This window comes from Streptomyces lomondensis, assembly GCF_014651035.1.
In the GTDB taxonomy this organism is placed as follows: Bacteria; Actinomycetota; Actinomycetes; order Streptomycetales; family Streptomycetaceae; genus Streptomyces; species Streptomyces lomondensis.
In genome coordinates, this window is the sequence record NZ_BMWC01000009.1 from 304610 (window position 1) to 326196 (window position 21587).

General features: G+C 74.1%; 15 protein-coding genes and 1 pseudogene. 14 read left to right on the top strand and 2 right to left on the bottom strand.

Going from position 1 to position 21587, the window contains the following annotated elements:
• Positions 1 to 157 precede the first annotated feature (157 nt).
• The 4 genes from lanKC (at position 158) to IE255_RS40210 (ending at position 6646) form a co-directional block, all read left to right on the top strand.
• Entirely contained in the window at positions 158 to 2749 is a 2592-nt protein-coding gene (lanKC, locus tag IE255_RS28330; protein ID WP_190053207.1) for a class III lanthionine synthetase LanKC, read from the top strand.
• Between the two features lie 84 nt (positions 2750 to 2833).
• Positions 2834 to 2950, top strand: a complete 117-nt coding sequence (locus IE255_RS28335) for a SapB/AmfS family lanthipeptide (protein ID WP_190053208.1) — start codon at positions 2834 to 2836, stop codon at positions 2948 to 2950.
• 85 nt (positions 2951 to 3035) lie between these two features.
• The gene (locus IE255_RS28340) at positions 3036 to 4772 is read left to right on the top strand and encodes an ABC transporter ATP-binding protein (protein ID WP_190053209.1); all 1737 of its coding nucleotides are present in this window, start codon (positions 3036 to 3038) and stop codon (positions 4770 to 4772) included.
• Positions 4769 to 6646 carry an ATP-binding cassette domain-containing protein gene (locus IE255_RS40210; protein WP_308280888.1) on the top strand — a complete coding sequence of 626 codons (1878 nt, stop codon included), beginning with the start codon at positions 4769 to 4771 and terminating at the stop codon, positions 6644 to 6646. The genes IE255_RS28340 and IE255_RS40210 overlap by 4 nt, the downstream gene beginning before the upstream one ends.
• Here the strand turns inward: IE255_RS40210 and IE255_RS28350 are convergent.
• Positions 6569 to 7147: pseudogene (locus tag IE255_RS28350) on the bottom strand (LuxR C-terminal-related transcriptional regulator); the annotation flags it as partial. The gene IE255_RS40210 and the pseudogene IE255_RS28350 overlap by 78 nt on opposite strands.
• 272 nt (positions 7148 to 7419) lie before the next feature.
• On the opposite strand from IE255_RS28350, the gene IE255_RS28355 reads away from it, so the two are divergent.
• On the top strand, positions 7420 to 9567 hold the full coding sequence (locus tag IE255_RS28355) for a SpoIIE family protein phosphatase (protein WP_229906625.1): 2148 nt from the start codon (positions 7420 to 7422) through the stop codon (positions 9565 to 9567).
• 220 nt (positions 9568 to 9787) lie between these two features.
• On the opposite strand, the gene IE255_RS28360 is transcribed toward IE255_RS28355, so the two are convergent.
• On the bottom strand, positions 9788 to 11185 hold the full coding sequence (locus IE255_RS28360) for a S1 family peptidase (RefSeq protein WP_190053211.1): 1398 nt from the start codon (positions 11183 to 11185) through the stop codon (positions 9788 to 9790).
• Between the two features lie 744 nt (positions 11186 to 11929).
• Between IE255_RS28360 and IE255_RS28365 the strand changes: the two genes are divergently transcribed.
• The 9 genes from IE255_RS28365 (at position 11930) to IE255_RS28405 (ending at position 21492) form a co-directional block, all read left to right on the top strand.
• A complete protein-coding gene (locus tag IE255_RS28365) occupies positions 11930 to 12145 on the top strand; it encodes a type A2 lantipeptide (RefSeq protein WP_190053212.1) in 216 nt (71 codons plus the stop codon).
• 116 nt (positions 12146 to 12261) lie between these two features.
• Positions 12262 to 13068, top strand: a complete 807-nt coding sequence (locus IE255_RS28370) for a biotin/lipoyl-containing protein (RefSeq protein WP_190053213.1) — start codon at positions 12262 to 12264, stop codon at positions 13066 to 13068.
• Complete coding sequence (locus IE255_RS28375) at positions 13065 to 15290, top strand: NHLP family bacteriocin export ABC transporter peptidase/permease/ATPase subunit (RefSeq protein ID WP_190053214.1); 2226 nt, start codon at positions 13065 to 13067, stop codon at positions 15288 to 15290. The genes IE255_RS28370 and IE255_RS28375 overlap by 4 nt, the downstream gene beginning before the upstream one ends.
• A 1-nt stretch (position 15291) precedes the next feature.
• Positions 15292 to 18117: an NHLP bacteriocin export ABC transporter permease/ATPase subunit gene (locus IE255_RS28380; protein ID WP_190053215.1), complete on the top strand. Its 2826-nt coding sequence runs from the start codon at positions 15292 to 15294 to the stop codon at positions 18115 to 18117.
• A gap of 124 nt (positions 18118 to 18241) precedes the next feature.
• On the top strand, positions 18242 to 19249 hold the full coding sequence (locus tag IE255_RS28385) for a Ppx/GppA family phosphatase (protein WP_190053216.1): 1008 nt from the start codon (positions 18242 to 18244) through the stop codon (positions 19247 to 19249).
• Positions 19250 to 19297: 48 nt separating this feature from the next.
• Entirely contained in the window at positions 19298 to 19504 is a 207-nt protein-coding gene (locus IE255_RS28390) for a hypothetical protein (RefSeq protein WP_190053217.1), read from the top strand.
• Between the two features lie 112 nt (positions 19505 to 19616).
• Positions 19617 to 20630, top strand: a complete 1014-nt coding sequence (locus tag IE255_RS28395; RefSeq protein ID WP_190053218.1) for an iron-containing redox enzyme family protein — start codon at positions 19617 to 19619, stop codon at positions 20628 to 20630.
• The gene (locus IE255_RS28400; protein WP_190053219.1) at positions 20631 to 21305 is read left to right on the top strand and encodes a HemK2/MTQ2 family protein methyltransferase; all 675 of its coding nucleotides are present in this window, start codon (positions 20631 to 20633) and stop codon (positions 21303 to 21305) included. It abuts the gene before it with no gap.
• Positions 21286 to 21492, top strand: coding sequence for a CDGSH iron-sulfur domain-containing protein (locus tag IE255_RS28405; RefSeq protein ID WP_190053220.1), 207 nt, complete (start codon positions 21286 to 21288; stop codon positions 21490 to 21492). Before IE255_RS28400 ends, IE255_RS28405 begins: the two co-directional genes overlap by 20 nt.
• The last annotated feature ends 95 nt before the right edge of the window (positions 21493 to 21587 follow it).

Sequence of the window (21587 nt, forward strand, 5' to 3'; positions counted from 1 at the left end):
CCTGTGAGCGTTCTGTGGGCCCGCGCGCACAGATGCGCTCGAAACACACCGAACAAGTCTTGACGCATGCGTTCCGCACGGCGACGTCGTGACAGCCGTGACTGTCCGGCCCCGGCGGGTGGCTGGAAGGCTCGGTGCCCGTCACGGAGGGGGACGCATGGACAAGCGGTACGAGGTGTACGCGCTCGCCGACCGGCACTTCTACGAGACGCCGGACCGGCTGGCGCGGGACGGGCAGCAGGCCGCTCACCTCTACGAGACGGCCCGCCGGCCGGTGCCCGAGGGCTGGGAGGCGGCACGGATCGGCGACTGGCTGACGATGACGCCGCTCGGCCCGGACGGGAAGCCGGTGCGGGGCCCGGCGCAGGGCTGGAAGATCCACGCCTCGGCGACCCGGGCGAACGCGGAGGAGGTCGCCGGGATCGTCTGGGACTACTGCGTCGAGCGGCGCGTCCCCTTCAAGTTCGTGCCGGGCCCGCACCTGCTGCACCTGCGCAACACCAAGTACGCGCCCCGCGACGGCAGCGGCAAGTTCGTCACCGTCTACCCGGACGGCGAGGAGCAACTGCACCAGGTGCTGCGCGAGCTGGGCGCGCTGCTGGAGGGGTTCGAGGGGCCGTACATCCTCACCGACCTGCGCTGGGGCGAGGGGCCGTTGTACGTCCGCTACGGCGCCTTCGCGCGCTCCTTCGTCGTGGACGACCGTGGCTCGCTGGTGCCGGCGGTGCGCGACGGCCAGGGACGGCTGGTGCCGGACCGGCGGGCGCCGTCCTTCCAGGTGCCCGAGTGGGTGACGCTGCCGCCGTTCCTCCAGCCGCATCTCGACGCCCGGAACACCACGACGGTCGGCGAGCTGCCGTACCGCATCGAGAAGGCGCTGCACTTCTCCAACGGCGGCGGGGTGTACGCCGGCACCGACACCCGTGACGGGCGCAAGGTCGTCCTCAAGGAGGGCCGGCCGCACGCGGGGCTGGCCTCGGACGGCGCCGACGCGATCGCCCGGCTGGAGCGGGAGAAGCGGGCGCTGGAGCGGCTCGCGGGCACGGGCGTGGTCCCGGAGGTGCGCGACTGGTTCGAACTCGGCGGCCACCGCTTCCTGGTGATGGACTTCTTGGAAGGCCGTCCGCTCAACTCGTTCTTCGCGGAGCGGCATCCGCTGCTCGCGCGGGATCCGGACCCGGAGGCGGTCGCCTCGTACACGGCCTGGGCGCTGCGGATCCACCGGCGCGTGGCGGAGGCCGTGGCGGCGGTGCACGCGCGCGGCATCGTCTTCAACGACCTGCACGTCTTCAACATCATGGTCGCCCCGGACGAGGAGTCGGTCTTCCTCCTCGACTTCGAGGCCGCGGCCCGGGCCGGGGAGGACGGCCGCCAAGTGGTCGCCCACCCCGGCTTCTTCGCCCCGCCCGACCGCCGCGGCGCCGACGTCGACCGCTATGCCCTGGCCTGTCTGAGGCTGGCCCTGTTCCTGCCCGTGACCACGCTGTTCGTGGTCGACCGCGGCAAGGCGGCGCATCTGGCCGAGGTGATCGCGGAGCAGTTCCCGGACGTGCCGCGGGAGTTCCTCGACGAGGCGGTCGCGGAGATCACGCGGGAGGTGTCCGGCCGTGCCCCGGCCGCCGCCTCCGCGCCGGTCGACCCGGGCGACTGGCCGTACAGCCGCGACTCGATGGTCAAGGCGATCCTCGCCTCGGCCACCCCGGAGCGCGTCGACCGGCTCTTCCCCGGCGATGTCGCCCAGTTCTCGGACGGCGGCGGGCTCGGGCTCGCCCACGGCGCCGCGGGGGTGCTGTACGCGCTGGACGCGGCGGGCGCCGAGCGGTACGAGGAGGGCGAGCGCTGGCTGCTGGACCGCACGGCACCGGCCCCGGTCGGCACGCCGCTCGGCCTGTACGACGGGCTCGCGGGCGTCGCGCTGGTCCTGGACCGGCTCGGTCACCGGCAGCGGGCGCTGGACCTGGTCGAGGGCATCCTCGCGGAGCGCTGGCAGAACCTCTCCTCCGACCTGCACGGCGGACTGGCCGGACTGGGCCTCGTCCTGGGGCACCTGGCCCGCGCCACCGGCGAGAGCGAGCTGCGCGAGCGGGCCGACGACGCCGCGCGGATCCTCGTGCACCGGCTCGCCGAGCCGCCCCCGGCCGCGCCCCGGCGGCGCGCCGGACTGCTGCGGGGCGCGACGGGACCGGCGCTGTTCCTGCTGCGGCAGTACGAGTGGACCGGCCAGGACGCGTGGCTGGAGGCGGCGGCCGTGGCCCTGCGCCAGGACCTCGGGTCCTGCGTGACCCGCGAGGGCGGGGCGCTGGAGGTCGACGAGGGCTGGCGGACCCTGCCCTACCTCGGCGACGGCAGCGCCGGACTGGGCATGGTCCTCGACGACCTCGTGGCCCACTCCCCCGCTCTCGCCGGGGAGTTCGACACCGCCCGCGCCGGCGTGCTCACCGCGGCCACCGCGCGCTTCTACGCGCAGCCCGGGCTGTTCCAGGGCCGCGCCGGCATGATCCTGCACCTCAGCCGCACGACCACGCCGGGCGCGACCGCGGACCGGCTGGCCGGGCAGATCTCCGGGCTGGGCTGGTTCGCGATGGCGTACCAGGGCCAACTGGCCTTCCCCGGGCACCAGATGATGCGGCTGTCCATGGACCTCGCCACCGGAACGGCGGGGTGCCTGCTGGCGCTCGGCGCGGCCCTCGCCCCGGCGACCGGCGCCCACCTGCCGTTCCTCCCGCCGCTACAGCGGCGGCCCACATGACGCGGTTCCGCGATCCCGCGGAGTCGTGACACCACCCCGTCCCCACGGATGACCACGGACGGACACCCAACGGAAGGACAGATCATGGCACTTCTCGACCTGCAGACCATCGAGTCCGAGGAGCGGACGGACGGCGCCGGCGCCAGCACCGTGAGCCTGCTCTCCTGCATCAGCGCCGCGAGCGTCCTGCTCTGCCTCTGACCGGAGGTCCGCACCACGGCTCCGGGCGGCTCTCTCCCTTCGGGGAGGGGCCGCCCGGGGTCCTCCCGTCCCACGGAAGGCCCGTATGAGCACGCGTGCCGACGACGACGCGGCGGCCGGACACGCCCGCGCGCTGCTGCGTACGGCCACCCGGTACAGCGGGCCGCGCTGCGCGGCCCTGTGCCTGGTGAGCATGGCGGCGACGGGTGCCGGGCTGCTGCTGCCGACGGCGCTGGGCCGAGCCCTGGATCTGCTGCTGGCGCAGGCCCCGGCGACCCGCTGGGTGCTGTCCTGCGCCGCCCTCGTGCTGCTGCTCGCCCTGCTGGACGCGGCCCAGACCGTGCTGACCGGCACCGTCGACGCCCGCAGCACCGCGTGGCTGCGCCGCCGGCTGACCGGGCACGTCCTGGGTGTCGGCCCGCGGGCCGCCGACTGCTTCGGCTCCGGTGACCTCGTCGCGCGGCTGGTCGGCAACGCCGCCGAGGCCGGGACCACTCCGGCGGCCCGTGCGGCGCTCCTGGCCGCGCTCGCCGGACCCGTCGGGGGTGTGGTCGCGCTCGGCCTGATCGACTGGTGGCTCGCGGCCGTCTTCCTCGCCGGAGCCCCCGTCCTCACGTTCCTGCTCCGCGCCGTGGCCCGGGACACCACGGAGAGCGCGGGGCGCTACCAGCGGGCGCAGGGCCGGATCGCGGCCGCGCTGGCGGAGGCCGTCGAGGGCGTCCGTACCGTGCGGGCGGCGGGTACGCAGGACAGGGAGACGGCCCGCGTCCTCGGGCCGCTGCCGGAACTGTCCCGCGCCGGGCACCGCATGTGGCGGGTGCAGGGGCGGGCCGCCGCGCAGGCGGTCGCCGTGGCCCCGCTGCTGCACCTCGGGGTCGTCGCGGTGGCCGGTGTGCTGCTCACCCGGGACCGGCTGTCGGTGGGTGACGTGCTCGCCGCCTCGCGGTACGCGGTGCTCGCGACGGGCGTCGGCGTCCTGGTCGGCCGGCTCGCGGGCCTGGCCCGGGCCCGGGCGGCGGCCCGGCGCCTCGGCGAGGTCGAGGCCGAGCCCGCCACCGCGTTCGGCGCACGCCCGCTGCCGGACGGCCCCGGGCGGCTGGAACTGCGCGGGGTGACGGCCCGGCGCGGCGGACGCGCCGTGCTCGACGGAGTGGACCTCGTGGTCCCGGGCGGCACGACCCTGGCCGTGGTCGGTCGCTCCGGCGCGGGCAAGTCCCTGCTGGCCGCGCTCGCCGGGCGGCTGGCCGACCCGGACGCGGGCGAGGTGCTCCTCGACGGGGTGCCGCTGCGCGAGCTGCCGCACGACGACCTGCGCCGCGCCGTCGGCTACGCCTTCGCCCGCCCGGCCCTCCTGGGCGGCACGGTGGAGCAGGCGATCGGCCTCGGCCTGCCCTCCTCCTCCCCCGGCCGCATCCGAAAGGCGGCCCGCGCGGCCCTCGCGGACGACTTCGTCCGCCGCCTCCCGGGCGGATACGCCACGCCGGTCGCCGACGCCCCGCGCTCGGGCGGCGAGTCCCAACGCCTCGGCCTGGCCCGGGCGTTCGCGCACGGCGGCCGGCTGCTGATCCTCGACGACGCCCTGTCCAGCCTCGACACGGTGACCGAGCGCCGCATCACCGACGCCCTCCTCGGCGACGGCCCGGGCACCACCCGGCTCCTGGTGGCCCACCGCAGTGCGACGGCCGCGTGCGCCGACGCGGTGGCCTGGCTGGACGGGGGGCGGGTGCGGGCGGTGGGGCGGCACGAGGAGCTGTGGCGGCTCGCGGAGTACCGGGCGGTGTTCGGGGAGCCCGCCGGAGCCGTGAGCGGAGCGGAAACATGACCGGCGCACGGCGTACGACCCTGCCCGCGCGGGGCCTGCGCTTCCTGCTGGCCCGGCGGCGGGTCCTGCTGCGCCTCGCCACCTGGTCGGTGCTGGAGACCGGGCAGACCTTCCTCATCGGGTACGGGCCCGCCCGCGCCCTGGACGCGGGGTTCCTGCTGGGGCGGCCGGATACCGGTCTCGCCTGGCTCGCGGTGACCGGGCTCGGTGTCCTGCTCGGCGCGTACGGGACCGCGCGGGTCTACACCGCCGTCGCCGAGCTGGTCGAACCGCTCCGGGACCGGCTCGTGGAGCGGGTGGTCTCCCGGGGGGTGCGCACCGGTGACGCGGGGTCCTTGTCGGGGCTCACCCAGCAGGTGGAGATCGCCCGGGACACCTTCGCCGGACTGGTCATGGTCTCCCGCTCCTTCGTGTTCACGGCCGCCGGCGCCCTGGCCGGCCTGTTCGCCCTCGCCCCGCCGCTCCTGCTGGTCGTCGGGCCGCCCCTGGCCGCCGGGGTGGCGCTGTTCGCGGCGACCCTGCGGCCGCTCGCCCGGCGGCAGGAGGCGTTCCTGGTCGCCGACGAGGCCCTGGCCGGCCATCTGGGCACGGTCTGCCCGGGCCTGCGGGACATCACGGCGACCGGCGCCGAGGCGCACCTGTCCGCCGCCACCGGTGAACGGGTCGAGGCGGAGCTGCGGGCGGCACGCGCCCTGGCCCACTGGGGCGTGCTGCGCGTGGCGTCCCTGGCGCTCGGCGGTCAGCTGCCGATCGTGCTGCTGCTCGCCGCCGCCCCGTGGCTGCTGGCCCAGGGCGTCACCACGGGCGCCCTGGTCGGCGCCCTCGCCTACGTCACCCAGTCCCTGCTGCCGGCCCTGCGCAACCTGGTCCACGGCCTGGGCGCCAGCGGCTCCCGCCTGACGGTGGTGCTGCGCAGGTTGGCCCCGGCGGAGCCGGAGGCGCCCACCGGGAACGCCGTGCCCGCACGACCGGAACCCACCGCGGAGCCGCCCCCGGCCCTCGCCCTCTCCGCCGTCACCTTCGCCTACGGCCCGGCGAGCACCCCGGTCGTCGACCACCTCGACCTCACCCTCCCGCCCGGCTCCCACCTGGCCGTCGTCGGGCCCAGCGGCGCCGGGAAGTCCACGCTCACCGCCCTCGCCGCCGGGCTCCTCACGCCGGACCGGGGCACGATCACGGTGGGCGGACACCCCGTGCCCGGGCCGGAGGCCGCCGCCGCGCGCGTGCTCATCCCCCAGGAGGCGTACGTCTTCACCGGCACCCTGGCCGAGAACCTCGCGTATCTGCGGCCGGACCCGGTGCCCGAGGAGGAACTGCTCGCCGCCGCCGAGGCGGTGGGCCTCGCCCCGCTGGCCGACCGGCTCGGTGGTCTCGGCGCCCGGGTCGACCCGGCGGCCCTCTCGGCCGGCGAACGGCAGCTCGTCGCCCTGACCCGGGCCTATCTGTCGTACGCCCCGCTCGCCCTGCTCGACGAGGCGACCTGCCATCTGGACGCCGAGACGGAGGAGCGGGCGGAGCGGGCCTTCGCCGCGCGGCCGGGCGGGACCCTGGTGGTCGTCGCCCACCGCATCAGCTCGGCCCGCCGCGCCGGCCGGGTGCTCGTCATGGACGGCCGGAACACGGCGTACGGCGGCCACGAGGAGCTGATGCGGTCCTCGGCGCTGTACCGGGACCTCGTCGGCAGCTGGACGCCCGGGCCGGCCCGGCGGCGGTCAGAGCCAGCCCTGACCCTGGGAGATGCGGATCGCGTCGATGCGGTTGCGGGCCCCGGTCTTGCGGGTGATGGCCGCCATGTAGTTGCGCACGGTCCCGTGGGACAGGTGCAGGCTCCCGGCGATCTCCGCGACGGAGGCTCCCTCGGCCGCGAGGGATAACACGCTCAGCTCTCTTCGGGTCAGCGGCATCTCCGCCGCCTTGAGGAAACCGAAGCCCAGCGAGTCGTTGACGAAACGTTCCCCCTCGGCGACCCGCCGGATTCCGCGCAGCAGGTTGTGCGGCGAGCCCTCCTTGTCGACGTAGCCGAGCGCCCCCGCCTCGACCGCCCGTCTCAGCAGCCCCGGCCGGTTCGCGGTGGCGAGCACGAGCAGCCGCGGGCGCGTCCGGTCCGGCCCCGGCCGGCACAGCTCGCCCAGCGGCGGAATGCCGTAGGAGTCCGCGCACTCCAGGTCCGCCGCGCACACATCCGGCCGCACGGACCGCACCATGCCCGGCGCACCGCGCCACGAGGTGTCGTGCACCGCCAGATCGGACTCCCCCCGCAGCCACTCAGCCAGCACCGATCGCACCAGACACGCGTCGTGCACCAGAAGCACCCGGATCAACTGCCACCCCCTCGGCTCGCCACGCCCCCTCGTCCTGTGGAGCGCGTGCCCCATTGTTCGCGATCGTGACCCTGCGTGGGCGCGAAGAACCGGCCATCAGGGTGCGTGGGGGCGCACACGCGGCGCCTGTACGCCCAGCCGCGCTTCGACTTCGGGGGCATGGGTCGCGGCGGCCGGGGTACGCGGGCGGCTTTCTGGGGACCCGTGGGCTCGTGACCGACGGTGACCACGGCCCGTCCCCGGGCCGCTCGTCGTGCGCGACGGGCCGCCAGGGGGGAGATTTGTTCCTGGGCCCGGTCGCGCGGCCGTGCGAGGAGGTGGTCGGCGTGTCCGACGGGCAGTCGTCCGCGCAGGCGCCGGCAGCCGCCAGGTCGCCGGTCGGCCGTCCGCTGCTGTCCCTGGCGCTGGCCTCGATGATGGACGAGGTGCACGCCCACTCCGGCGCGGTCTACCTGCTGGCGCCGGACCAGCCGGTGCTGGAGATGGCGGTGATGGCCGGGCTGCCCCGGGCCTTCGCGGCGCCCTGGGAGCGGGTGGGGCTGAGCGCGCCGATCCCGGTCGCCGACGCGGCGCGCGAGCGGCGGCTGGTCTGGGTCGGCGGCGAGGAGGAGATGGCCCGCCGCTATCCGCGGATCGCCGTGGTGCTGCCCTATCCCTTCGCCCTGGCCGCGGTGCCGGTGGCCACCGACTCCAAGGTCTACGGCGCGGTCTTCGTGACCTGGCCCGGCGGGCATCCGCCGGAGCTGTCCGACCGGGAGCGCGAGCATCTGACGGCGGCCTGCGGCCGACTGGCGGTCCGGCTGGAGCGGGCCGCCGAGCACAGCGTCCCGCCGCACACCGAGACCGATCTGGTCGCCTCTCCCCTGGTGGGCGGCATGGCCGGCACGCTCGGCACGGTCGAGGCGGCCCGGATGGTGAGCCGGCTGCCCTACGGGCTGGTCTCGCTCGATCTGCACGGACGGGTCGGCTTCGTCAACGCGGCGGCGGCCGAGCTGCTGAACGTCCCGGTCAGCCGGCTGCTCGGCACCCAGCTGTGGGCGTCGGTGCCCTGGCTCAACGACCCGGTCTACGAGGACCGCTACCGGGCCGCGCTGATGAGCCAGCACTCCACCTCGTTCGTGGCGCTGCGCCCGCCCGGCGAGTGGCTGTCGTTCCGGCTGTATCCGAGCACGACGGGCCTGAGCGTCCGCATCACCAGGTCGCGGGCCGTCTCGGAGATGAACCGGGGCGTACCGCCGCCCGACGGGAAGCCGTACCGGCTGGTCACCATGTCGCAGGTGCTGGACCTGGCCAGCGCGCTCACCGAGGCGGTGGGGGTGCAGGACGTGGTGCAGCTGGTCGCGGACGAGATCGCCCCGGCCGTCGGCAGCCAGGCCCTGGTCGTCCTCGGCTCCCGGGCGAACCGGCTGCGCGTGCTCGGGCACCGCGGATACCGGGACCCGCACGTGGTGGAGCGGTTCGACGGGATGCCCCTGACCGAGCCGACGCCCGGCACACAGGTGCTGCGCACCGGCGTGCCCGCGTTCTTCGAGTCGCAGGAGCAGCTGGAGCGCCTGTACCCGGCGCGGCTGATGACGCCCGACGGGTTCGCGGCCTGGGCCTATCTGCCGCTGATCGCCCAGGGGCGCCCGGTGGGCACGTGCGTGCTCTCCTACGCCGAGCCGCACCCGTTCCCGACGGAGGAGCGGGCGGTGATGACCAGCCTGGCCGGGCTGATCGCCCAGGCGCTGGAGCGGGCGCTGCTCTACGACGCCAAGCACCGGCTCGCGCACGGACTCCAGGAGGCGCTGCTGCCGCACTCGCTGCCGTCGCTGCCCGGCATCGAGGCCACCGGCCGGTATGTGCCGGCCACGCAGGGCATGGACATCGGCGGGGACTTCTACGACCTGGTGCGCACCCAGGGCATGGCGGCGGCGGTGATCGGGGACGTGCAGGGCCACAACGTCACGGCGGCCGGGCTGATGGGGCAGGTCCGCACGGCGGTGCGCGCGTACACGGCCGTGGGGCAGGCACCCGAGGAGGTCATGCGCAGCACCAACCGGCTGCTGCTCGACCTGGGCTCCGACCTCTTCGCGAGCTGCCTGTACCTGCGGCTCGACCCGGCGCACGGCCGGGCCGTGATGTCCCGGGCGGGCCATCCGCCGCCGCTGCTGAGACGCCCGGACGGGCGGGTGCGCGTCCTCGACCTGGCCGGCGGTCCGCTGCTGGGCATCGACGCCTCGGCGGTGTACCCGACGACGGAGGTCGCCCTGCCCCCCGGCTCCCTGCTCGTCCTCTACACCGACGGGCTGGTGGAGGCCCCCGGCACGGACTTCGAGGAGGCCCTCGCGGCCCTGGGCGGCCGCCTGGCCGACGCGGGGGAACAGCCGCTGGACGAGCTGGCCGACGATCTCGTCCGTCACCAGCCGCTCCACACGGACGGCGAGGAACGGCTCGACGACATCGCCCTGCTGCTGCTCAGGGCCCTCGGGTAGGGGGCCGGGCGGCCTGACCCCTCCTCGGCACGCCGGGCGGGACCGACTCCGCTGACGCACGGACGGGCCGGTCCTCCCGCCGGAGGGCCGGCCCGTCCACCGCCGGCCGGAACCGCGTCCGAAGCCGGACGGTGCTGGGAAGGCCGGTGGCCGGCCCGGTCCCGCCAGGAAGGGGGCGGGACCGGGCCGGCGGCGTCGGACCGGCTGCCGACGTCTTCGGTCAGCGGGACTCGGTCAGCCCCGAGTTGTCCTCGATGCCCTGGCCCGCGTCCTGGCCGGCACCGGCTCCGGCACCCGCTTCCTCGCCTCCGGCCTGCTCACCGGCCCCGGCACCAGCGCCGGCACCCGCTTCCTCACCGGCACCCGCGCCGGCCTCTTCACCGGCACCGGCCTCTTCACCAGCGCCCGCTTCCTCGCCGGCACCGGCACCCGCGCCGGCCTCTTCACCGGCACCGGCCTCCTCACCGGCCCCGGCCCCGGCGCCGCCGCCCGCGGCACCGCCCGCGCCGAGGGTCGCGCCGGTCGCCTCCAGGGCGGTGGTGACCGGCTGGAAGAAGGTCTCGCCGCCGACCGTGCAGTCGCCGCTGCCACCGGAGGTCAGGCCGATCGCGAGACCGTCCTGGGTGAACAGCGAGCCGCCGCTGTCGCCGGGCTCGGCGCAGACGTTGGTCTGGATGAGGCCCGTGACCGTGCCCTCCGGGTAGTTCACCGTGGCGTCCAGCCCGAGGACCTGGCCGTCGGAGAGCCCGGTGGTGCTGCCCATCCGGAACACCTCCTGGCCGACGGTCGCCTCCGCGGCCTCGGTGATCTGGACGGTCTGGTCGCCGAGGTTGACCTCGCTGGGCGCCTCGGTCGCCGGGTCGTCGTACTTCACGAGTGCGAAGTCACCGGCGCCGGGGAAGGTCGACTGGTCGACGGTGGCGATCGGCTGGCCGCCCTGGGTGTCGGACCACTCGTTGCCGCCGAGGGTGCAGTGACCGGCCGTCAGGAAGGCGGGCGAGCCGTCTCCCGCGGTGACGTTGAAGCCGAGGGAGCAGCGGGAGCCGCCCGCGAAGATGGCGTCACCGCCGGAGACGAACGGCTTGAAGGTGCCCGCGGACTTCTTGATGGTCGCCATGTCGGAGCCGAGGCTCTGCACGGTGGATTCCAGTCTGTCCCACTTGGCGCCGGTCACGGTGCTGTCGGCGGTGACCAGGATCTTGTTCGTGCGCGGGTCGATCGACCAGGAGGTGCCCGCGATGGTCGCCTCGGACTTCAGCGTCGACGCCCCGTCCTGGAGCTCCGACCAGCTGTTGTCGACCTCGCGGACCTTCGCGCCGGCCGCCTTCGCCTGCACGATCACGTTGTTGTTGTCGCCCGGTACGACGTTGACGACGAGCTGCTGGCTGTCGCTGTCGTAGTAGGAGCCGCCGAACGCCTCACCGAGGAGCCCGGAGAGCTGCGAGGCGAGATCCGAGGCGTCGCCCGCCTTCAGGGTCTTCGGCGCGGCCGCCGCGTCGCCGGACGAGCCGTCCTGCGAGGCGTTGGCGTTGGGGAGCAGGATCGCGGCCGCGCCGAGCGCCACCACGCTGCCCGCCGCTATCGCGGCCTTGCGCTTCGGAATTCGCTTGTGACTCAAACTTCTCTCCTCCTGGGGAACGGAGTAGGTGCCGCCGTCCGGCAGCTTCTGGGGGGCGCCTGGATGGCTGTTGGTACGCACGGGTCACGCGGGGCGTTCAATTCCGTTTGCGCGCGATCCCTTCGCATCCCGGAATCAGCCAACTCCCGCCGCCCGCGCACCGACCACGTGGTCTGCGACTTCCCTGGTCACAGCGGTCCGCCCCGGAGGAGGGGTCCGGCCGACGCCCAAAGCCTCATGGCCGGATGACGGCGTTTCAGCCGGGGGCTCCAGTCCGACCCGCCGAACGAACACGATCCGTATCCGCATGGAAACGATCTGTTGCGATCGTCGAGTTGAATCCCGACTTCAGCGAATCTGCACATCGAATGCTCAACCCGGTCACCAAGCAGAGGGTTGTCCACAGGCCGACCGGTGCAGTCACGCCTTTGGGGCGGGAGTGCCGGATTCGCCGTCCCGAGGGGCAAGGGATCGGATGAGCCGATGCCGTGCCGCATGTGAAGAACTCGCCACCAAGACGTGCACGCGCCTGCACGGACAGGGGCTTCTGCGACGCAAGTTCCCTGGTGAGACAGGTGGTTGATTGGAAGCCCGGACCCGCAGCGTGCTTTGATCCATCGCACCGCGGGGGCCGCGAAGGGCACTCGGAAACGGATGCCCGGCGCTCGCGGTCGCGGCCGTCATCTGTCCCCAGAGGGGGCCGCTCCCCCCTTGTGAAATATCCATACGGAAGGAAGTTCCATCATGAACTCCACCCCCCAGGTTGAGACCATCGAGATCGCCGACGCCGAGCTCGACGCCGTCTCCGGCGGCCTGTCCGTGAACGCCGTGAACACCGTCACCGACACGGTCGACAGCATCGCCCCGGTCTCCGGCCTGGTGAACACCGCTGTCGGCACCGTGGAGGGTGTCACCGGCCTGAACACGGCCCCGGTCACCAACCTGGTCGCCGGCCTCTGATCTGGCCCCAGTGCCGTTGACTCCCGGAGCCGCAGCCGGCGGTTCCGGGATCTTCGGGTGCCGTGGCAGCCTCTGCCACGGCCGTCAGAACCTCTTCTACGGGTGAGGGAAGTTCCTTGCAGTTCCGCCAACAGGCCCTCGCCAAGCTCCAGTCACCGGAGGAACTCGACCTCCCGGTGCGTTTCGCCCGCCCGCAGGGCTGGCTGGTGCTCTCGGTGACGGTGGTCGCGATGGCGGCCGCCTCGGTGTGGGCGGTGACCGGCTCGGTGACCTCCACCGTCAGCGCACCCGCCATCCTCACGCACGGGCAGGGCAGTTACGTCCTCCAGAGCCCCGTCGCGGGCCAGGTCACCGCGGTGCTCGCGAAGCAGGGCCGGCAGGTGGCCGCCGACTCCCCCGTGCTCAAGGTCCGTACGGCCAAGGGCGAGACCGTCGTCCGCTCGCTCGACGCGGGCCGCGTCTCCGCACTCGCCGCGACCGTCGGGCAGATCATCCAGACCGGCGCGAACGTCGCCGCCGTCGAGAAGGTCGCCCGCGCCAAGGACCCCCTCTACGCGACCGTGTACGTGCCCGCCGAGAACGCCGCCTCGATCCCCGACGACGCCGCCGTGGACCTGACCGTGCAGTCGGTGCCGACCCAGGAGTACGGCGTGCTGCGCGGCCATGTGAAGTCGGTGGACCGCTCGGCCCAGTCCCCGCAGCAGATCGCCGCGTTCCTCGGGGACAGCCAGTTGGGCGAGCAGTTCACGAAGAAGGGCAGGCCGGTGGCCGTCACGGTCCGGCTGGACAAGTCGTCCGCCACGAAGAGCGGTTACAAGTGGTCGTCCGCCGACGGGCCGCCGTTCAAGCTGACCTCCATGACGCTGGCCACCGGTTCCATCCGGCTGGCCGACCAGCGTCCCGTCGACTGGCTGCTGCCATGAGCGCGACCGCTCAGGAGACCCGGGGCAGGCGCCGCGCCGCCCCGCCCAAGCGCAAGGTGCCCAAGAGCGGGGCGAAGACCGTCCGCACGCCCACCGTGCTCCAGATGGAGGCCGTGGAGTGCGGCGCCGCCTCCCTGGCGATGGTGCTCGGCCACTACGGCAAGCACGTCCCGCTGGAGGAGCTGCGCATCGCCTGCGGTGTCTCGCGGGACGGCTCGCGCGCCAGCAACCTCCTCAAGGCGGCCCGCAGCTACGGCCTGACGGCCAAGGGCATGCAGATGGACCTGGCCGCCCTCGCCGAGGTGAAGTCGCCGGCCATCCTGTTCTGGGAGTTCAACCACTACGTCGTCTACGACGGCATGGGCCGCCGCTTCGGGCGCCGCGGCGTCTACATCAACGACCCCGGCAAGGGCCGCCGTTTCGTCCCCATGGAGGACTTCGACGGCAGCTTCACCGGTGTCGTGCTGGTGATGGAGCCCGGCGAGGACTTCAGCCGGGGCGGGCGCAAGCCGGGCGTCCTGGGCGCGATGCCCGCCCGGCTGCGCGGCACGGCGGGCACGATGCCCGCGGCCGTCCTGGCGAGCCTGCTGCTGGTGGCGGTCGGCGCCGCCGTGCCCGCGCTCAGCCGCACCTACATCGACGAGTTCCTGATCGGCAACCAGACCTCGCTGCTCGGCGTGCTGTTCGCGTCGATGGCGGCCTGCGTGCTGCTCACGGTCGTGCTGACCTGGCTCCAGCAGGCCAACCTGCTGCACGGCCGCATCATCTCCTCCACCCTGTCCAGCGCCCGCTTCCTGCGGCATCTGCTGCGGCTGCCGGTGACGTTCTTCTCCCAGCGCAGCCCGGCCGACCTGGTGCAGCGGCTCCAGTCCAACGACGCGGTCGCCGAGACCCTCTCCCGCGACCTCGCGGCGGCGGGCGTGGACGCGGTGGTCGTCGTCCTGTACGCGGTGCTGCTGTACACCTACGACCCGCAGCTGACGTTCGTCGGCATCGGCGTGGCCCTGCTGAACATCGTCGCCATGCGGGTCGTCATCCGGCTGCGGGCCACGCGCACGGCGAAGCTGCGCGCCGACACGGCCCGGCTCACCAACACCGCCTACACCGGCCTGCAGCTGATCGAGACGATGAAGGCGACCGGCGGTGAGGACGGCTACTTCCGCAAGTGGGCGGGACAGCACGCCACCACCCTGGAGGAGCAGCAGCGGCTCGGGGTGCCGAGCGCCTGGCTGGGCGTGGTCGCGCCGACGCTCGCCACGCTCAACAGCGCGCTGATCCTCTGGATCGGCGGCATGCGGGCGGTCGAGGGCCACATCTCGGTCGGCCTGCTGGTCGCCTTCCAGGCCCTGGTCACCCGGTTCACCGCCCCGCTGACCCGGCTGAACGGCGTCGCGGGCCGCATCCAGGACTTCGCCGCCGACGTCGCCCGGCTGAAGGACGTGGAGAACTTCAAGGCCGACCCGCTCTACGGCCGCCCCGGCGGCGGTGAGTCGACGCGCCGCCTCCAGGGCCATGTCGAGCTGGAGAACATCACCTTCGGCTACAGCCCGCTCGACAAGCCGCTGCTCACGGGCTTCGACCTGACCGTCGGCCCCGGGCAGCAGGTGGCGCTGGTCGGCGGCTCGGGCAGCGGCAAGTCCACGGTGTCCCGGATGATCTCCGGCCTGTACGCGCCCTGGGAGGGCGTGATCCGCATCGACGGGCAGCGCATCGAGGACATCCCGCGCGGGGCGCTGGCCGCCTCCGTCTCCTTCGTCGACCAGGACGTGTTCCTCTTCGAGGGCACGGTCCGCGACAACGTGGCGCTGTGGGACCCGTCGATCCCGGACGACGCGGTGGAGGAGGCGCTGCGGGACGCCGCCCTGTACGACGTGATCATGCGCCGCCCCGGCGGTATCCGGAGCAAGGTCGAGCAGGACGGCCGCAACTTCTCCGGCGGGCAGCGCCAGCGTCTGGAGATCGCGCGGGCGCTGGTGCGCCGGCCGAGCATCCTGGTGCTCGACGAGGTCACGAGCGCGCTGGACGCGGAGACCGAGCTGGTCGTGATGGACAACCTGCGCCGGCGCGGCTGCGCCTGCGTGGTGATCGCGCACCGGCTCAGCACGGTGCGCGACAGCGACGAGATCGTCGTCCTCCAGCACGGCACGGTCGTGGAGCGGGGACGGCACGAGGACCTGGTGGCGCGTGGCGGCGCCTACGCGGCACTGGTCAGGGAGCGGTGAGATGACGGCCGTTCACGAAGGACACGGCGGCGACCTCGTGCTGGGCGCCTTCGGGCAGCTGGGCTCGCGCATCGACTGCGCCGGGTTCAACCGCCTGGACCTCGAAGGCCCGCAGGTGCTGTGGCTGGTGGCGTCCGGCGCCATCGACCTGTTCGCGGTCGACGCCGGCCAGCAGGGCCACTGGCACCACCTGGGCCGGCTGGAGGCGGGCTCGCTGGTTCTCGGCCCGGTGGCGGGACCGCAGCACACCCTGGTGGCCCGCCCGCTGCGGGACTGCGTGGTGCGCCGCATCGGCCTGCGCGAGCTGTACCAGCCCGCCGGCACCGCGACGTGGTCGTACGACGAGTACGGCAACCCGCAGTACGTGCCGCCGACGACGAGCCCGCTGGAGTACGCGCTCGCCCTCGGGGTCGGCCGCAGCCTGTCCATCCTCTTCCAGGCGCCGATGGCCACCGAGCGGGCCGCCGCGCCCACGGACGACGACGTGTTCTGGATGCAGGTGCCGCCGGGCAGCGTGCAGTACGGCTCGCTGTACGGCGCGGAGGCGGCGGCCGACCTGCTGATGGATCCGGCGCAGTGGCAGTCCCTGGTCGACCAGCAGTACCGGCTGCTGACCACGCTGGACCGCTGGATCGAGCAGCTGGAGCGCACCCACGAGACGCGCACGGCCGAGGGCATCAAGGCCGGTGAGGCGGTGCGCGCCCAGGCCGACCAGACGCTGCTCGCCTCGATCGGCAAGCGGTCGTCGAAGCGGACCACCGCGGCCGACGCCGACGCGACCTACGCGGCGTGCAAGCTGGTCGCCCGGGCGGCCGGGATCAGCCTCTCCGAGCCCACCCAGAAGGGCACCGGCGGCGACCGCCTCGACCCGGTCGAGCAGGTCGCGCTGGCCTCCCGGGTCCGCACCCGGGCGGTACGCCTGGACGGCCGCTGGTGGCGGGACGACGTCGGGCCGCTGGTCGGCCGGCGGGCCCTGTCGGGCGCGCCGGTGGCGCTGCTGTGGCGGCGCGGCGGATACGTCGCCGTCCATCCGTCGACCGGGCGTGAGACGCCGGTCGAGAAGGCCAACGCGGACGAGTTCGAGCCGCGTGCGGTGATGTTCTACCGGCCGCTGCCCGAGCGGGGGCTCAGCCCGCTGCGGCTGCTGCGGTTCTGCGTGCGGGGCATGCGCGGCGACCTCACGGCGCTGCTGCTCAGCGGCCTGGTCACGGTGGCGATCGGCGCGCTGGTGCCCATCGCCACCGGCAAGGTGCTCGGCGAGTTCGTGCCGAAGGCGCAGACGGACCTGATCGTGCAGGTGTGTCTGGCGGTGATGCTGAGCAGCGTGGTGTCGGCGGCCTTCATGCTGCTGCAGAACCTGACCATCCTGCGGCTGGAGGGCCGTATCGAGGCCACGCTCCAGCCGGCCGTGTGGGACCGGCTGCTGCGGCTGCCGACGAAGTTCTTCACCGAGCGCTCCACCGGTGAACTGGCCAGCGCGGCCATGGGCATCAGCTCGATCCGCCGGCTGCTGGCGGGGGTCGGGCCGACGGTCGCCCAGTCGGTGACGGTCGGGGCGATGAACCTGGGGCTGCTGCTGTGGTTCAGCGTGCCGATGGCGATGGCCGCGATCGGCATGCTCGTCGTCATCGCGGCCGTGTTCCTGGGGCTCGGGCTGTGGCAGGTGCGCTGGCAGCGGCGGCTGGTGGTGCTCTCCAACAAGCTGAACAACCAGGCGTTCCAGACCCTGCGGGGCCTGCCCAAGCTGCGGGTGGCCGCCGCGGAGAACTACGCGTACGCCGCGTGGGCGTCGGAGTTCGCGCGCAGCCGGGAGCTCCAGCAGAAGGTCGGCCGCATCAAGAACCTCACGGCGGTGCTGGGCGCGGTGTACCTGCCGCTGTGCACCCTGCTGATGTTCATGCTGCTGGCGGGTCCGGCCCGGGGTTCGATGTCGGCGGCCGCGTTCCTCACCTTCAACACCTCGGTGACGATGGTGCTGACCTCCGTCACCCAGCTGACGGGCGCGTTCGTGTCGGCGGTGGCCGCGCTGCCGCTGTTCGAGGAGATCAAGCCGGTGCTGGACGCCACCCCCGAGGTGCGCACGGCGAGCACCCGGCCGGGTCCGCTGACCGGGGCGATCGAGGCCCGTCGGGTGTCGTTCCGGTACTCGGACGACGGTCCGCTCGTCCTGGACGACGTGTCGTTCGAGGTACGGCCGGGCGAGTTCGTCGCGATCGTCGGCCCGAGCGGCTGCGGCAAGTCGACGCTGCTGCGCCTGCTGATCGGCTTCGACCGCCCGGTGTCGGGCAGCGTCCTCTACGACGGTCAGGACCTGGCGGCCCTCGACCAGTCGGCGGTGCGCCGCCAGTGCGGGGTGGTGCTCCAGCACGCGCAGCCGTTCACCGGCTCCATCCTGGACGTCATCTGCGGCACCGAGCCGTACACCCCGGAGGAGGCGATGGCGGCTGCCGAGATGGCCGGGCTCGCCGAGGACATCAAGCGCATGCCGATGGGCCTGCACACGATCGTTTCGGGCAGCGGGGCCGTCTCCGGCGGCCAGCGCCAGCGGCTGATGATCGCCCAGGCGCTGATCCGCCGCCCGCGGATCCTCTTCTTCGACGAGGCGACCAGCGCCCTCGACAACGAGACGCAGCGCACGGTCATCGAGAGCACCAAGGCCCTCAACGCCACCCGGATCGTCATCGCGCACCGCCTGTCGACCGTGCTGGACGCCGACCGGGTCGTGGTGATGGAGGACGGCAAGGTCATCCAGCAGGGCCCGCCCGCCCAGCTGCTCGCCGACACCGGCGGCCGGCTGCACGAGCTGGTGCGGCGCCAGATGGCGTGACGTGACGTGCCGGGGCCGCCGTGCGCAGGGACGCGGCGGCCCCGGCGCCCCCGCGTTGGCGCGTCTTCGCCCCACCCGGCGGACCGACCCGTTGGTCTGCCGCAGAAATGGGTACCCACCGCGCATGCGAATCAGCGTCGTGGATGTGGGATCGAACGCGGTCAGACTGGTGGTCGCGGACGCGGGGGACGGGGTACCGCTGCCCGTGCACACCGCCAAGTGGCGGCTGCGGCTGGCCGAGCAGGTCACACCGGGGGGACCCATCCCGGAGCAGGCCGTCGAACAGCTCGTCGACGCGGTCACCGAGGGGAGCCGGACCGCCACCCGGTGGGGCGCCGCAGGCCCGCTCGCCTTCGCGACCGCCGTGGTGCGCAACGCGCCGAACCGGCACGAGGTGCTGCACGCCGTCCGGGCCCGTACGGGCGTCGACCTGTGCACCCTGCCGGGTGAGGTCGAGGCCGAACTGACGTTTCTCGGGGCCCGGCGCTGGATGGGCTGGCGGGCGGGGCCGCTCGCCCTGCTCGACATCGGCGGCGGCTCGCTCGATGTCGCCTTCGGGCGCGGCCGGCTGCCGGACTTCGTGGCGTCGCTGCCGCTCGGCGCGGGGCGGCTCACCCACGAGTTCTTCGAGGGCGAGGACCCGCCGTCGCCGGAGCGGGTGCGGGCGCTGCGCCGCAGGGTGCGCCATCAGCTGCGGGACGTCGCCGCCCGGATCCGCTGGGAGGGCCCGCGCACCGCGGTCGCCACCTCCCGCACCTTCCAGCAGCTGGGTCGGCTGTGCGGTGCCGCACCCGGGCGCCACGGCCCGTTCGTGGACCGGCAGATGCACCGCGCGGACCTGCGGGAGGCGATCGTGCAGCTGGCCGCCCTGCCCGCCGCCGAGCGGGCGCGGCTGCCCGGCATCTCCGCGCCGCGGGCCGCGCAGAGCCTGGCCGGCGCGGTGGTCGGGCACACCGCGATGAAGCTGACCGGCATCAGGTCCCTCACGGTCTGCCCCTGGGCGATCCGCGAGGGAGTGCTGCTGCGCCATATCGAGGACGGCCCGTCCTGGTGGGCGGAGGTGATCCGCCGCAACGCGGAGGCCGACCTGCCGGATCCCGTGCCGCTGCGCATCGCGACCGCCTCCAGCTGAGCACCGGCAGGCGTGCACGGACGTACCGAACGCAGGAAGGAGACCCCCGTGTCCCACCACAAGGACCACGACCGGGACCAGGACCGCGACCGCTCCGGCAAGCCGCCCGAGACGGCGCTCGAGGAGGTCCTGCGCGAGATCGAGGACGCCGAGAAGCGCACCGAGGGCTCCCCCGAGCAGCGACGCCACCTGGGCGAGGCCGGGGAGGCCATCACCCCCAACACGCGCGCCCAGGAGAAGTCCGAAGGGGACTGAGAAGGGGACTGAAGGGAGCTCCAGGAGACCGAGCCGGGCCCGCGCCACGCCGGAACGGGGCACCGGTACCGCGCGGGCGGGTGACCAGGCGCCGGGCGGGTACCCGGCGGGCATGGAGCACGACCGCGAAGAACCACGACTTCCCCGCCCGCGCGGCCCGCTGAGCAGGGGCGTCGCGACGTACCTGCGGGGCGCGGGCGGACTGCCCCGCCTCGAGGAGATCGTCCGGGCCGAGGTGTACGGCGAGGACCTCCAGCTCGCCCTGTACCTCTGCTACGAGCTGCACTACCGCGGCTTCGCGGGCGTCTCCCCGGACCGCGAGTGGGACCCCGGCCTGCTGCGCGTCCGCGCGGCCCTGGAGCAGCGCTTCCTGTCGGCCCTGCGCACCGACGCCCGGGTCCACGACAGCCTGGACGAGGCGCTGGCGGACCTGCTGGTCGAGCCCGTCGACGGCACGGGCGTCAGCCACTTCCTGCGCGACGAGGGCGAGCTGTGGCACCTGCGCGAGTACGCGGCGCAGCGCTCCCTGTACCACCTCAAGGAGGCCGACCCGCACGCCTGGGTGCTGCCGCGGCTGTGGGGCCGGGCCAAGGCGGCGATGGCGGCGGTGGAGTTCGACGAGTGGGGCGGCGGGCGCGCCGAGCGCGTGCACGCCCGGCTGTTCGCCGACCTGATGGCGGACCTGGGCCTGGACACCACCTACGGCCGCTACCTCGACGCGGCGTCCGCCGAGGCCCTGGTCACGGTGAACCTCATGTCCCTGTTCGGCCTGCACCGGGCCCTCAGGGGCGCCCTGGTCGGCCACTTCGCGACGGTCGAGATCACCTCGTCACCGGGATCGCGGCGGCTCGCCGAGGCGATGCGCCGTACCGGCGCCGGCCCCGCGGCCGAGCACTTCTACGACGAGCATGTCGAGGCCGACGCGGTCCACGAGCAGGTCGTGCGCCACGACGTCATCGGCGGGCTGCTGGAGCAGGAGCCGTATCTCGCCCCGGACGTCACCTTCGGCATCGACGCCACCGAGTTCGTCGAGGAGCGCTTCGGCGCCCGGCTGCTCGCCGACTGGCGTGCATCCCGTTCGTCACTGTCTGCACCGCTTGACCGTGAAACGACCCATACCTCCTGAATGGCGGGGTACCCGAGGTCCGTGAATCCACTGGTACTCCCGGGCGTGTACGCCCCGCAGGAAGACACCGAGCTGCTGGTCGGCGCCCTGTCCGACGAGCCGCTGCCCCCGGGCGCCGAGGCCCTCGACGTGGGCACCGGCACCGGCGCCCTGGCCCTGGAGGCGGCGCGCCGCGGCCTCAGGGTGACCGCCGTGGACGTGTCCCGGGGCGCCGTATGGGCGGCGCGGCTGAACGCCCGGCTGGCCGGGCTTCCGGTCCGCATCCGGCAGGGGAACCTGTTCGAGCCCGTCCGCGGGGAGTCGTACGACCTCATCCTGGCCAATCCGCCGTACGTGCCGGCGCCGGACGACCACCGTGAGCCGCGTGGTGCCGCCCGGGCCTGGGACGCGGGCGGCGACGGACGGCTGGTCGTCGACCGGATCTGCCGGGAGGCGCCCGGCCTGCTGCGTCCGGGCGGTGTGCTGCTGCTGGTGCAGTCCGCGCTGAGCGGCCCGGACCTGACCGTGGGGCAGCTGCGTGCCGCCGGCCTGAAGGCCGCGGTGACCCGCCGGCGCCGGATCCCGTTCGGGCCGGTACTGCGCGGCCGGGAACGCTGGCTGCGGGAGCGGGGGCTGCTGCCCGCCGCCGAGGACAAGGAAGAGCTGGTGGTCGTCCGTGCCGAACTCCCCGTCTGACCGGTCCGGGGCGCGGCGCCGCATCGCGGTGCAGCGCAAGGGCCCGCTGCTGGTGGAGGGTCCGGTGGAGGTGGAGCTGGAGGACGGTTCCGTCGTCACCTCGGACCGCTTCCGCGTGGCCCTGTGCACCTGCCGCCGCAGCCGCCGCTATCCGTGGTGCGACACGAGCCACCGCGACCGGGCCTGAGCGCCGACCGGACCTGAGCACGGACCGGGCCTGAGCGCCAGGGCCCTTCTGCTGACCCTGAAGCCCGAAAAGCCCAGGGGCCGGCGGGCGGCCCC

Bases quoted from the DNA above. Each gene is read 5' to 3' on its own strand.
- lanKC (WP_190053207.1), top strand. From the start codon at position 158: ATGGACAAGCGGTACGAGGTGTACGCGCTCGCCGACCGGCACTTCTAC.
- IE255_RS28335 (WP_190053208.1), top strand. From the start codon at position 2,834: ATGGCACTTCTCGACCTGCAGACCATCGAGTCCGAGGAGCGGACGGAC.
- IE255_RS28340 (WP_190053209.1), top strand. From the start codon at position 3,036: ATGAGCACGCGTGCCGACGACGACGCGGCGGCCGGACACGCCCGCGCG.
- IE255_RS40210 (WP_308280888.1), top strand. From the start codon at position 4,769: ATGACCGGCGCACGGCGTACGACCCTGCCCGCGCGGGGCCTGCGCTTC.
- IE255_RS28365 (WP_190053212.1), top strand. From the start codon at position 11,930: ATGAACTCCACCCCCCAGGTTGAGACCATCGAGATCGCCGACGCCGAG.
- IE255_RS28375 (WP_190053214.1), top strand. From the start codon at position 13,065: ATGAGCGCGACCGCTCAGGAGACCCGGGGCAGGCGCCGCGCCGCCCCG.
- IE255_RS28380 (WP_190053215.1), top strand. From the start codon at position 15,292: ATGACGGCCGTTCACGAAGGACACGGCGGCGACCTCGTGCTGGGCGCC.
- IE255_RS28385 (WP_190053216.1), top strand. From the start codon at position 18,242: ATGCGAATCAGCGTCGTGGATGTGGGATCGAACGCGGTCAGACTGGTG.
- IE255_RS28395 (WP_190053218.1), top strand. From the start codon at position 19,617: ATGGAGCACGACCGCGAAGAACCACGACTTCCCCGCCCGCGCGGCCCG.
- IE255_RS28400 (WP_190053219.1), top strand. From the start codon at position 20,631: ATGGCGGGGTACCCGAGGTCCGTGAATCCACTGGTACTCCCGGGCGTG.